This is a genomic window from Clostridium sp. HCP1S3_C6 (genome assembly GCF_052066735.1).
Classification (GTDB): domain Bacteria; phylum Bacillota; class Clostridia; order Clostridiales; family Clostridiaceae; genus Clostridium.
Genome location: NZ_JBQHRN010000001.1, coordinates 172,609 through 185,077, shown reverse-complemented (window position 1 = coordinate 185,077; position 12,469 = coordinate 172,609). Strand labels below are relative to the sequence as shown.

General features: G+C 29.4%; 20 protein-coding genes. All 20 read right to left on the bottom strand.

The genetic code is table 11. The features are described 5' to 3' along the window. Positions 1 to 71: 71 nt before the first annotated feature. Positions 72 to 281, bottom strand: a complete 210-nt coding sequence (locus tag ACTNAO_RS01035; protein ID WP_441046224.1) for a hypothetical protein — start codon at positions 279 to 281, stop codon at positions 72 to 74. Continuing rightward, on the bottom strand, positions 281 to 565 hold the full coding sequence (locus ACTNAO_RS01030) for a DUF1599 domain-containing protein (RefSeq protein ID WP_441046269.1): 285 nt from the start codon (positions 563 to 565) through the stop codon (positions 281 to 283). Before ACTNAO_RS01030 ends, ACTNAO_RS01035 begins: the two co-directional genes overlap by 1 nt. A 261-nt stretch (positions 566 to 826) precedes the next feature. Beyond that, entirely contained in the window at positions 827 to 1,207 is a 381-nt protein-coding gene (locus ACTNAO_RS01025; RefSeq protein WP_441046226.1) for a hypothetical protein, read from the bottom strand. Between the two features lie 14 nt (positions 1,208 to 1,221). Beyond that, positions 1,222 to 2,034: a hypothetical protein gene (locus ACTNAO_RS01020; RefSeq protein ID WP_441046228.1), complete on the bottom strand. Its 813-nt coding sequence runs from the start codon at positions 2,032 to 2,034 to the stop codon at positions 1,222 to 1,224. A gap of 183 nt (positions 2,035 to 2,217) precedes the next feature. Then, positions 2,218 to 3,141 (bottom strand): DNA-methyltransferase, encoded by a 924-nt coding sequence (locus ACTNAO_RS01015; RefSeq protein WP_441046230.1) that lies wholly within the window; start codon positions 3,139 to 3,141, stop codon positions 2,218 to 2,220. After that, complete coding sequence (locus ACTNAO_RS01010) at positions 3,128 to 4,504, bottom strand: helicase-related protein (protein ID WP_441046231.1); 1,377 nt, start codon at positions 4,502 to 4,504, stop codon at positions 3,128 to 3,130. The genes ACTNAO_RS01015 and ACTNAO_RS01010 overlap by 14 nt, the downstream gene beginning before the upstream one ends. Before the next feature lie 44 nt (positions 4,505 to 4,548). Next, on the bottom strand, positions 4,549 to 7,125 hold the full coding sequence (locus ACTNAO_RS01005) for a CHC2 zinc finger domain-containing protein (RefSeq protein ID WP_441046233.1): 2,577 nt from the start codon (positions 7,123 to 7,125) through the stop codon (positions 4,549 to 4,551). 15 nt (positions 7,126 to 7,140) lie between these two features. Then, complete coding sequence (locus ACTNAO_RS01000) at positions 7,141 to 7,371, bottom strand: hypothetical protein (RefSeq protein WP_441046234.1); 231 nt, start codon at positions 7,369 to 7,371, stop codon at positions 7,141 to 7,143. Beyond that, complete coding sequence (locus ACTNAO_RS00995) at positions 7,364 to 7,633, bottom strand: hypothetical protein (RefSeq protein ID WP_441046236.1); 270 nt, start codon at positions 7,631 to 7,633, stop codon at positions 7,364 to 7,366. Before ACTNAO_RS00995 ends, ACTNAO_RS01000 begins: the two co-directional genes overlap by 8 nt. After that, on the bottom strand, positions 7,626 to 8,207 hold the full coding sequence (locus tag ACTNAO_RS00990) for an ERCC4 domain-containing protein (protein ID WP_441046237.1): 582 nt from the start codon (positions 8,205 to 8,207) through the stop codon (positions 7,626 to 7,628). Before ACTNAO_RS00990 ends, ACTNAO_RS00995 begins: the two co-directional genes overlap by 8 nt. After that, positions 8,208 to 8,489: a hypothetical protein gene (locus tag ACTNAO_RS00985; RefSeq protein ID WP_441046239.1), complete on the bottom strand. Its 282-nt coding sequence runs from the start codon at positions 8,487 to 8,489 to the stop codon at positions 8,208 to 8,210. It abuts the gene before it with no gap. Positions 8,490 to 8,814: 325 nt separating this feature from the next. Further along, entirely contained in the window at positions 8,815 to 9,393 is a 579-nt protein-coding gene (locus ACTNAO_RS00980) for a hypothetical protein (protein ID WP_441046241.1), read from the bottom strand. Positions 9,394 to 9,395: 2 nt separating this feature from the next. Further along, positions 9,396 to 10,046: an AAA family ATPase gene (locus ACTNAO_RS00975; protein ID WP_441046242.1), complete on the bottom strand. Its 651-nt coding sequence runs from the start codon at positions 10,044 to 10,046 to the stop codon at positions 9,396 to 9,398. Positions 10,047 to 10,050: 4 nt separating this feature from the next. After that, on the bottom strand, positions 10,051 to 10,239 hold the full coding sequence (locus tag ACTNAO_RS00970) for a hypothetical protein (protein ID WP_441046244.1): 189 nt from the start codon (positions 10,237 to 10,239) through the stop codon (positions 10,051 to 10,053). Further along, complete coding sequence (locus tag ACTNAO_RS00965; protein ID WP_441046246.1) at positions 10,239 to 10,418, bottom strand: hypothetical protein; 180 nt, start codon at positions 10,416 to 10,418, stop codon at positions 10,239 to 10,241. Before ACTNAO_RS00965 ends, ACTNAO_RS00970 begins: the two co-directional genes overlap by 1 nt. Further along, positions 10,418 to 10,627 carry a hypothetical protein gene (locus ACTNAO_RS00960; protein WP_441046247.1) on the bottom strand — a complete coding sequence of 70 codons (210 nt, stop codon included), beginning with the start codon at positions 10,625 to 10,627 and terminating at the stop codon, positions 10,418 to 10,420. Before ACTNAO_RS00960 ends, ACTNAO_RS00965 begins: the two co-directional genes overlap by 1 nt. Positions 10,628 to 10,660: 33 nt before the next feature. Further along, positions 10,661 to 11,587: a helix-turn-helix transcriptional regulator gene (locus tag ACTNAO_RS00955; protein WP_441046249.1), complete on the bottom strand. Its 927-nt coding sequence runs from the start codon at positions 11,585 to 11,587 to the stop codon at positions 10,661 to 10,663. Next, positions 11,580 to 11,765 (bottom strand): hypothetical protein, encoded by a 186-nt coding sequence (locus ACTNAO_RS00950; RefSeq protein ID WP_441046250.1) that lies wholly within the window; start codon positions 11,763 to 11,765, stop codon positions 11,580 to 11,582. The genes ACTNAO_RS00955 and ACTNAO_RS00950 overlap by 8 nt, the downstream gene beginning before the upstream one ends. 16 nt (positions 11,766 to 11,781) lie before the next feature. Continuing rightward, the gene (locus tag ACTNAO_RS00945) at positions 11,782 to 12,027 is read right to left on the bottom strand and encodes a helix-turn-helix domain-containing protein (protein ID WP_441046252.1); all 246 of its coding nucleotides are present in this window, start codon (positions 12,025 to 12,027) and stop codon (positions 11,782 to 11,784) included. Between the two features lie 136 nt (positions 12,028 to 12,163). Then, positions 12,164 to 12,385, bottom strand: a complete 222-nt coding sequence (locus tag ACTNAO_RS00940) for a helix-turn-helix domain-containing protein (protein ID WP_441046253.1) — start codon at positions 12,383 to 12,385, stop codon at positions 12,164 to 12,166. Positions 12,386 to 12,469: the final 84 nt, after the last annotated feature.

Genomic DNA, 12,469 nt, shown 5'->3' with positions numbered 1-12,469 from the left:
TTCCCATTTATCACCGTTATTATCCTTATACATTTTTCCTACATTTTCTTTCTTACAAATTTCCCATACTTTCATTTATTCTTCCTCCCAACTACTGTAATTCTGATTTTTTCCCTGATTTTACTATCTACATCACATGGTGTAAATCCAAATAAACATTCATTCGTTACTGGCTTATAATTTTCAGGTCTAAATATGCAATTTTTACACATATAATGCTCCATACAATATTCTGCTAACTTTTTTACATACTCTATTGCTTCACTATTTGTTATTGGCATTATTCTTCACCTTCCAATTCTATTAATGTCATAATGGCATAATTAGCTAAATCCATTAATGTATCTTCTACGCTTTCGCTCACTCGTGCTGATTTACTAAAATTTAAGCTTTTTAATCTATTTAATTTATCTTCCAACCTTATACATGGCATTGTTAATCCATATTCCTTATAGGACTTTCCAAAGCTATCGCCATAATCAGCGTTCTTAGCCTCATATAGCTTATTTAATTTTTCACATATAAGTTTATGTTTTTTTATTTTACTATCCTCTAATGGCTTAATTTTTGTGTTATTAATTAATTCTAGTGCTTTATCTAATTCTTCCTCTGTGGCTTTTTCTATTATTAAACAGTTTTCGTCATTAAGAAATTTGCTCTTACCTGCCCAATTCTTTAATTTACAATCTCCTGCACAACCTGTCTTTGCACAATAATCAAACACTCTATTTCTTTTCTTTTCTATTGTTAAGTTCATTAATTTAGCCTCCTTTAATTGTTTATTTTGCAAGGCATCCTTAATTTAGAAATACCTTGCAACTTCAATTTATCTAACCAACTCTTTATCTTTTTTATATCTCATCTTTTTAAGGTTTTTATATTCTGTTTCTTTCTCATATTCACTTACATATTGCTCTTTAATTAGATATTTATCTTTAACAAATACATGCTGCAATCCTATAGTGTTGTTAATATCTTCTTTTGTTATACTTTGCCATTGTTTATCTTTTCTGATCTGTAAAACTTCACCTTGTTGGTTAATCATACCTGCAAAAGAAAAAGTACCTTTATAATTTGCATATTGTATTGTAATAAAATCTTTATTTATAAATTCAACAGTTCCAGTATTTATTTCAGTTATGTTTTTACTAACTCCATTACCTTTATCAACATACTTAACAACTCTTACTTTGTCTCCTATTTCCAATTTAATGCCCCCTTTTATAAAGCACATTCACAAGGTAGATTCTCGCTCCCATCTGGTATTTCTTTTCTAACCATAGCCCAAAATGTCTGTGGTTTTATTTTTTCTGTTGGAACTATTCCTTTACATTTCATTCTTGCAAATTTAGGCTCCAACTCCTCTAAAAAACTACCTTTGATTATGCTATATCCTATTTCATTTTCTACTTGCTTAGCCTCTTCCCATAACTCTGGATATAAACAATATGTTAAATACCATTGCTGCTTACCACTCTTTAAACAACCCTTGCAATTAGCATGCTTAAATAATTTATAAGTGTTAGGCCTTGCAATTCCTATTTCTTCGGTACAAGTTATTGTTCTATCCCAAAAAGCTAATGGAAATTCACATTTATAACCTTTGTTAATCATCACGCCAATTCTTCTTTGTATTCGGCTTGGCTCTTCTTTGTCAAATCCATATACAATTCTTACATCTTCTCTAATACTACCTTTTTCTATTGGAAAATTATCTCTGAGCCATTTGTAAAAAGGTTTAGTTTTTAAATTGTAAGTACATAATGCTGGACCATTACCAAATTTAAAGCCGCCTAATTCTTTACAAACTCTTAAAGGTGTTTTATATTCCCACCCTTCCATATTGGCGTAAGTTATTTTTATTCCTAAATAATCTGCTATTTCTTGTTTAAATCTTTTAATGTCTTTATCTTCTACCTCTTCACTAATATTGTGATTTAACAAAACCACATTTTCCTTTCCAGCTTTTCTAACACATTCAATAGCACATAATGCACTTGAATGTCCTCCTGAAAAACATACAATATATTTCATAACTACCACTACATAAAAAATCTTGTAGCGGAAGTAGTTAAGCACCTTCAGTAAGGCATCCGTACTACTTTACATATAAACGTTAATAAACACTTATTATATAACCTGGTCTACCAGGATCAGTTATGTTTATCTCCTTTCTTTCTCATATTTGATCACCTTGTTTATAGTCTTTAAGACCTTTTATAATAAACTTAATTGATTGTCTAACTGATCATTATTTTCTTTTTCACCATCTAAATCTTTTATCTTAGGTTCTGTTAATGCTGATTCACAATTACTAACTGCTTGTTTATAATAGCTTTCTTTAAGTTCTACCCCTAATCCCCTTCTATTCATTCTTAAAGCAACATAAAGGCTTGAACCTATACCAGCGAATGGATCCAAAACAATGTCACCCGGATTAGTCCATAATTCTATGCATCTTTTTATAATTTCAAGTTGTAAAGGGCATATGTGCTTTTCATCTTCTTTTTCTCTTGCGATTCTTCCGTTTAAGGTATCGTTTTGTTTGATGTCCATCCATACTGGACTTGCATATTGTTGCCATGAATTAACTGGGAATCCTTCATTTGTATGAGTTACTTTTTCAGGATTATCGCCTGATTTTCTCATAGTAACCACATAATCAGGGATACCCTGTCTACTCATAGAACTATCTTTCTTTAATTGTTTGTGAAGTAAACCAATAGAGTGAGTTCTAGTCATTTCCACTACTGGATTTTTCCAAACAGTAACTTCACTATGATAAATAAATCCTGCATCTTGGAACATTTTTATTAATTGTCCTCTAAAATCTTTAAGACCAATTACTCCATCTCTTTCCTTCATTAATGGAATTTGCATACAATGAAAGCTTAATAACCTTCCTGGCATCATTACTCTATAAAGTTCATTTACTAGATATTTAAAATGTTCTTGGAATTCTTCATCAGATTTACAATTTCCCATATCTCTATCTGAATTGCTGTAAGTGTATAGACTTGCAAAAGGTGGACTGAATATTGAATAGTGAATACTGTTATTGGGTATTCCTTTTAAAACCTCCACACAATCGCCATTATATAAACTAAAATTATTATTTATTTCTTGATTAATTACATTCATTTTTAAATTCCCTCCATACTGGTAATATCATTTTTAAATTGTTATTATAAGGTGTGCTAATTCTACAAGTAGCTTTTATATTCTCTTTAGTTATTTCTTTTGTATGTTTTAACATTTCTTGTTGCATTGTATTTGCTTCCTCTTGTTTACGTTCTATATTTTCTTTGACGCATCCCTCTTTAGCTGAAATAACTATATAAACATTAACTTCATGCTCTTGCCCAAATCTCCAACATCTTCTTACTGCTTGATAATATTGCTCATAACTATCGCTCAACCCAACAAAAATCATATTATGGCAACTTTGAAAATTAAGCCCCATACCAAATATCAATGGTTTACTTACTAAACATTTAATATCTCCATTTGCAAAACTAATACTTGAATCTGTCTTATGTTTAGCTTTATCAGATCCTTTAACTTCTACTGAATCATTTATTAATTCATGCAATAACTTACTTTCATCATTTAAATTGCACCATACTAGCCAATTTTCATTTGAATTATTAACTAAATCAGCTGCTGCTTTACATCTCTCTTCTAAACTTTCTTTTCTAGCTTGTCTACGTTGAGTAAGTGTTAGTGTTTCTACTATTGGCTTATCACCATCAACTATAATCTCATGTATATTTAATTTAGGAAGGTCATATCCTTCAACTTCATAATCTAAATCTCTAGGATTAGTTATTACTACCGCCCAACTAGACATCCATTGCCAAAATACATCTGTAGCGTGGCCCTTCAATCTCCATTTACTTGTATTCCCTCCATCATGTACAAAATACATTGCTAACATTTCCGAACGTGTCATAACACCTAAAAATTCACTGTGATTACCAAGTTCCATATAATCATTTGGTGCAGGTGTAGCAGTACAAGCTAATTTATATGGTGTATTCTTAAAATTATCTATAATTTGATTTCTGACTTTACCAGTAAAGGATTTTAAAATAGAACTTTCATCAAGTACTATTCCATTAAATACAGATGTATCAAATTTATCTAGTTTTTCATAATTAGTTATATTAATTCCGTTAATAACATCTTCCTGACATTCAACCACTTTTGAATTTATTCCAAACTTAATACCTTCTCTATATGTTTGTTCTGTAACCGCTAAAGGTGCTAATATCAATATTGATCCATTAGTTTCTTCATGTACCTTTTCGGCCCATTCTAATTGCATCAATGATTTACCTAATCCACAATCAGCAAATATTGCAGATTTACCTTTTTTTAATGCCCAAATAACAATATCTTTTTGATATTCAAATAAATTATTATTTAAATCTTTTCTATTAACTGTAAAACCAGTATCTTTAGATACTATTGTTTTCTTCTCTAAAAAACTTTTATAATCCATTTGTACCTCCTACTTTACATAATTTAATATTATGTAACTCAAGGCTAACAATTAAAGTTGCCCTGAATTACTTTGCCCGTATTGGATTTTTGAATTGTATTAATGTCTACATTGCATATATAAGTAAGTCCTAATTTCAGTAGCATTTTTTTATCATACAATTCTGCTCTTTTGGTTCTATCGCCAAACCTTACGGGAATTGATTTGCTATCTTTTATATATCCTGCCTTAAAGGCTTGTTTTTTAAAATCATTCAATTTTATAGGTACTAATTCACTTGCACCACTTTCTTTTATATGTTTAAAGATATCTTCTATCATTTCAGATGTTCTAATATAAACATTATCTTTATCTACCTTTACATAACTTGAATACGTATATATTTCCGACATTTCATCAAAAGTTTTTAGCATCAATTCTACTGTAGAATAAACTCTATCATCATCTGTTAATATTTCAGAATTTATATTATTAGAAATATATTTTTCATAATCACATACTTTTTCAATATTATGCTTTTCTAATAAAATATTTAATATCTCTATGCCACAAGCTATGTTAACTGCTGTATTCTTTATTCTGTCATTAAATTTAAATCCGGTAATGTTATCTCTTATATTTTTATAATCTTCGTTAGACAACCCAAGAATTACACTTATAAGGCTTTTACCTAATTTGTTAAGAAGGCTTTCGTTCTTTATTAGCCAGTTCATTGATTTTGTGTGTTCTTCTGTACGTTCTCTTTTTGATACATACACAATACAACTTCTTTCTATAAGCGCTTTTTCAGAATTGCTATAACCCTCTTCTCCAGCAATTATTATTGGGCTTTCTAATTTAAAATTAGTGTTTGTAAAAGATCTATTACTTCTGCTTATTACCGCCCTAGTATATAGATTCCTTAAAATATCACTTATTTTTTGTAGCTTATACTTATCCATCATAGATGGTTTGTATTCATCATAAATCTTCGTGTAATTTCCTTGGGATAAGTCCATCTGTAATGCAAAAGGTGTTATAAGCCCTATGCTCTTTCGTTCTGATAATGGATAGTTAAGTATTGGTGCTATAACATTATCAAGTATTGTAGTTTTACCTCCACCGCTTTCACCTACAATTAAAAGATGATGCAGTTGTTTTTTATTTTTTTCGTTTTGCCATGCAGCTAAGTTATTAATTATAGTTCCTATAATGCTATAAGTGTTTTCAGGCTTAGAGAAATTAAATATATAATTTTTTACTTCTTCTAATTCTTCTTTGGTTATTTCCTCAATTTTATTTATGTTACAACAACCATTTTCTGAAAATATATCTTTATTAAATTCCTCACCGCAAAAACTTCCGAGTGATGTTACTAGTGTTAATTTGCCATCAATTTCTGTAAACCTATCGGCTTTATATACCGTTTCAAATTCTAATGCAAAGTATTTGTTAATCCACATTTTAAATTCGTTAAATAGGGCTATATTGGTACATTCTAGTGTTAAATCTATACTTCCTAAAAAATTCTTAAAATCTTTTATTGTATCCATTACTGTACTAGGGCCTATTCTTAAATATTCATTTCCGTTAATAGAACATAATTTAAGTTTTATTCCTTCTTCTCCTGTATCAGCATAAATAACCCTTTTGGCCTCTAAAATATTAAAATCAGCTATCTTTTGTCTTACCTTTACTTCATCATCGCCTTTTTTATTTACCAGTTTATAAATTCCAAACTGATCTTGTTGGATTTCATTAAAGTTTTTCAAATCTAAGCTACGATATAAGCATTTGTAGAATTCGTCTTTTGTATGTCCTGCCTCAAGCCAATCTGTAATGTCTTTGTTATCTCCAAGTTTTTCAATCCCTGATAATTTAACAATTTTAAATGACTTAGCATTTTTATATAAATGTTCTTTGATATAATCAACATATTTTTCCCCGGCCGCTCCTGTATCTCCAATTACTATTATTTTATAATCTGTTCCAAAGTAGCTAAAATCTTTAACATTTTTTAGAGAAGTGCATACATAATTGCCGTTTCTAAGTAAGAAATTTAAATTATTAGCATCTTTTTCACCTTCAACAACTATTATTGTTTTGTTTTCTTTAATTCCTTCTAATGTTCTATAAAGGTTATAAGGTAATTCTTTGCTGGTGCCTCTAGAATTAACCACTTTCCCATCTTCAATATGATAATAAGGTGTTTCTTTTTTGCCGTCAGGCTTTTTGAATTTCACTTTGTAGTAAACAACATTATTGGCATCATCTACAAAAGGGAATATGCCTATAAGTTCATAACCTTTTTTATTGGTTCTAAGTTGCTTATCTATATAATCTCTAATGTTATCTACTTGCTTTTCACTCTCACTCTTTTCTACTGGCAAACCTAAGTATTCTCGTGCCTCTATAAAGTTCATGTTTTTAAACTTCATTATAAAGTCAATTGCATCACCACATTCGCCGGTTGAAAAATCTTTAAATTTCCATTTGTTATTGTTGGTATCAAAGTAGATGCCAAAGCTTGGTGTATCATCTGCTGGATTAAAAGGAGAATGTATCTTGCTCTTTATATTCTTAAACACCTGTAATGTCTCATTCTCTATTACTGACTTTAAATCTATATCCTCTATTTCCAAATCTCTACCCTCCTTCTAATCAATTTTAAAACCATGGAATATTTCTTTGTTGGTCATTTTTCTTCCTATAGCTTTTTCTATCTTTGTCTGTAGAGTTGATAGTTGCTTTATTATGCTTATGTAAGCATCTATGTGTTTCTGCTCTACATTGTCAACATGTTCTCTAAAAAATATCTCTGCTTTTATCTCTCTATCATTAAAATGATTATAATCAGCCATTAATCTTTTAATACTTAAATCATTCATTATTTATTCTATCCTTTAATCTTGTTAGCTTGTATTCTCGCCAGTTGTCTATTTCACCTAAGTTAAATATGATTTTAAGCTGAATAATCATTATTTCAACATCTGCTATTTCTTCTTCAACATTATTAGCTTTATCGTTAAGAAAACGCGCTAATGCTTGTTGCAATTCTCCTAATTCTTCAATTGCTTGTACTACCTGATTAGCTGGCTTATAATGTTCTATTGCTTTATTACACAATACAATTTCTTCATCTCTAGTCATTAACATCAACTCCTTCTATCCAACCTTCATGCCTAAATTTTTCATAAACATAAGATTCTAAAGTATTATATATTTCACTACCTATATAATCTTTGTGTACTGGTCTTATTAATGTGCTATATCTAGCCTCTATTTGCTTTTTTAGTCTTTTATATAAAGTTTTCGGAGTATATTGGCTCCTATAGTTGCCTTCTCTTATATGCTTGTCAAATAGATAATCTTCAATGAATAAATAACACTTGATATTGTATTTATTAATATGTGCCAATTCTGTTCTGATTCTAGTTGCATCATCTTTCAAATTTCCAGCCAATTCATCAATACTAGCTTTTCTTTCTATTGCTATATCGTTTGTAAAATATATATCTCTAGCTTGTCCTTCAAAAGAACCTTTTGGAATAAAACAACTATAATCTCCAAAATCCAATTTTTGAACTTTATAATTGACTTTTAATTTATTAAACGCATCAAGTATGTGTTCATTTTTTTGTTCTCTTGTATCCACTAAAATTGTTAGGTTATTAAGTGCTTGTTTTAATTCTTTATCTGTAAATTTGTATCTTATCTCAATCACCTACTTTGTTTTTCTTTTTATTCCAATTATCGCTTGTGTTATTCCTGCCAATGTGAGTTGATTAACAGATTTACGAAAAACATAATCAATGTTTTCTCCGTTTTTAATTGTTCCATCATCTTCTAAATGTTTATTGGGAATCCAAACGTTTTGATTAGTTCCGTTAATGATGTATCTTTTGGCATTTTTATTTTTATAACTTCTATTAATTAATCTAATTGGTATACCTTTATAGTATTGATACCTGTAATTCATCTTTGTTTTATTTTTAAAAGTAGTCATAAATTTAACCCTTCTTTATGTAGTCTAGTGGCCACTTAAACAAGGCCTGAACTCAGGAAGTGTCATAAGCACTTATATTGTAGTGGTGGTGATTACTCACTTCCTTTCATTGTTAATTAATTGCTGAAATATTGTTTTTTACTTTACCAAAGAAGATTTATTTCACCTCCTCTACAAATGTTTTTGAGATTGTAACTAATATTTTTTACCAATACTTCATCAAATTTGTGTGTATCTATGTTTTTTTAATGTACTTCGCTTTTCTTTTTTTGTTCAGACCTTATTTAAGCAGCCACAAAAGACTACTTATTTGCTAATTAAAAAATTAAAATGGCATATCTCCATCATCTATAGGTGCTATATCATAATCAAGCCCAAAATTATTATTTGAACCAGTGTTTTTATCTATAAGTTTATCTTTTGGATCTTTTATTTTTCCTTCCTTCATAGCTTGAATAGTTCTAAATGAATACAATTTAACTGGTGATTTTACTTCACCATCACTATCACTTATATATTGTTCTATTCTAAATACTCCGCACACCTTTTTACCTACAAATTGGCTATTGTAGTTATCCCAATCTATAGGAAAATTTCCATTAGAGGCTTGTACTGCTTCATTGAAAGTTTTTAACATCTTATTTGCAAATTCTGAGCCATCACACATGATATAGCTGATGCAACCCCAAGTCTTGTTGTCTCTTGTATCTTCCTTCCATCTTTTTTCAAAAAAGTTGGGCTGCTTATCTTCTTTATCTGTATCTAAAAAAATCTTAATCATTGGTTTACCTGCCTTGCTTGTAGCATCTTCTATCTTTTTAATAACCATTATGTGTGGTCCTCTTTCTATAGTTTCAAACTCCTTCATTGTTTCTGCTTGATCATATCCATTAGGTTTTTTCATAATTATTTTTCCTCACTTTCATTTTTATTTTCTGTATTTGCAATGCTATCAAGTTCATAATATTCCCTGATAGCCTTATCAACTAGCTTTAAGTCATTGTCTATCTCTAACGGAAACATATCCATAGGAGATTTACAAGTTGTGTATCCATCTGATTGAGTAATAAATTTATGTTCTGTTCCATCAGTTTTACAAAGCAACACTATACTAAATAATCCTTCAAGTGTTAGTTGATTATCTATCATCTTGCCACTTGTTTTAGCTTTAATCTTGCCAGCATCAGTAGTTTCAATGTGATGTAGGAAATAAACTATAACATCATCAGGAACTGCTGTTGTAATAAAAGTAATTAAATTTTTAAAATCTAAAGCTATATCAGTAAATTTGTTATATCCTGTTTCTTTTGCTCTATCAAACATTTCAAAAGCCATTAAGTATTGGCTATCGTCTATAACATATGTCTTTTTGTTTGGTTTGCTAAGCGCTTTTTCAATAGCCATATAGTTAGCCTTATTCATCTTTGGTAATTTCTTCTTGAATGGTAATGGCTTACTAGCCACATTAAATATACTTACTTCTTCAGGCTCAAAATTCCTCATACTTGTAGACTTGCCACTACCACTTTCACCTAAAATCAATACTGGGATTGCCATATTTTCACTCCTTCGTTAATATTTCTTTTATTTTTTTATAGTATTCAACATTATGTTTTACTTTTGTAATTTCATCATTTACATAATGTATACAATCTTTCGTTAACTTTCCGTTAATTAAACAATTTTCTAAATCCTCTAATCTTGTAATAGAGCTGTTTAATTTTTTTTGTGTTTCTGTTAATAAATTCATTATCTATCACTTCCATCAAGTGTTACTAACCTTACACAATCATCGCAATATATGTTGTTAGCAACCACATAAACCTCATCACCTTCATATAGGTCAGTGCCACATTCTGTACATTCTGCTACCTTTTTTGCTTTTTTAGGTGAAGATCTATAATCATACATACAACTTGGTAAATCCATTATTCCCACACCCTTTTACTTGCTAGATAATAACTTTTTCCTTCTTCCTTGTTTTCCATAAAAAAATGTAAAATATGTTGATCAGGGCTATAAGATGTTATGTAATTACCATCTCTAACTATATCTATTACAGGAAAATCAACGCCACTTTTTTCTAAAGTAACACCAGCAATACAAATGCCATCAATAAATATATTTATTGGTTCCATAAAATCCCTCCTTGTAAATATCAATTTATAGAGTTATAATGAATTTGAGTTTATGGAGTTGTCATTTTTGCTTACAGGCTGTGACAACTTTTTTATTTTTCTAAAATTAGGAAGTATACCTTTTTCTCTTAAATTTGCTTTTTTATATACAACCATTTTTTTTGATCTTCCCAACTCTTCTGCTATCTCTTCATCTTTATAACCTTTAAATGCCATATCTATTAAAATTTCAACTTCTTCATCCTGCCACTTAAGCTCTATTATTTTGTTAGGTAGCCCCATTTTTTTCCTCATTGCCCGCACTGTTGCTATCCCTCTGTTAAGCCTATTGGCTATTTCTTTGTAAGTCATTCCTTTATTGTAATAAAACCTTAGCTTGTCCTTTTCGTACTCGGACCACTTTGTATATTTTTTTTTAGTTGCAATGTCAACCTCTTTTCTAGCATCATCAACCCATGGTGGTTCTTTGCCTAATATATTTTTTTCTACTTTTTCCCAATGAATTTTATCTTTGTTTAGTTCTGCCCATTTCCAAAAATTACTTAGTTTAATTCTATAAACCCTTCTTTTAATTAATTTTACTTTTCTAGCCTTCAACCCATATTTATTAATAAAGTTAACTACATCTCTTACTTGTATTCCTAAAGCTTTCCCTAGTTGATAAGCGCTTAAATTATCCATGTTGGCAGATATTGAACCTATTCTTAATCGTCTTGACTTTAATATCACTGCGCTAACATTTCTATTTAATTTCCTTGCAATTTCCCCTATTGGTTCAGAACTAAAGTTTTCCTTAAGATATTCTATTTCTTCATTTTTCCATTCTTTTCTCTTGTGAAAATTGTATTTTTTGTTCCAATAATTAATTGACCCTACAGTGGTATTAAAATACTTAGCTACTTCTTCTACGCTTTTATCTTCCACAATGAACTTTTGATACAACAAATCTCTATCAAGCATTTATCATCACCACTATAATTCCTATAATGGCTATCAATAATCCAAATAAAAGTAATAACATTTTAGTTGTTCTTTTTACATCTTCTTCAAATTTCTTTAATCTTTCATATTCTCTTATTTGCTGATTAAAACTATTTTGTCTTTTAATCTCATCTAAAATTAAACTTGGTTTATCCATTACATTTCCTCGCTTTCTAAATAACTCTATGTTCTTCTGCTATTTTGTCTAACCAATTTTCCAATTTCTTTTTGTTAATCCTTGTCTTTGCTCCAACTTTAAAAAATGGAAAATCCGTATTAGAACTGTTTATCATTTCATTTATTTTGTGTATACCTATTCCAGATATCTTGGCAGCAGATTCAATGCTTAGTGTTAAAACATCATTTTTATTTTTAAGTAACTCTACAATTTCTTTTAAAAGTGCTATTATATTTCCCATAAAAAATCACTCCTATACTTTATTTTTGGGCAATTGATATTATCTTAACATTATCGCCTCCTTTTTGAATGATTATTGTATTATGTAACCTTAGGTGTTTTAGTTGTAACATTAACTCCATCTTGATTATTTAATTTTATTTCTCCTTTGTTTTTGTTTCTGCCTTGCTGATTAGCTCCGAAGCAGAAACATCTAATCCTTTTGCTATTTTTTGAATTGTTTCTATCGTTGGATTAAGATTATTCCCATTAACAATCTCACTTAATGTTGTTTGTGCTATACCACCATTTTTAGAAATTCTGTAAAACGATATTTTCTTTTTCTTTGCAATTTCTTTTATTGCTTTATTTAATGCCATTTCATCACCTCCATTTTTTCGTATCGCTCCGACAAAAAATACTATACTATTTCGTATTAATTAAGTAAACCTTAGTAATACGAC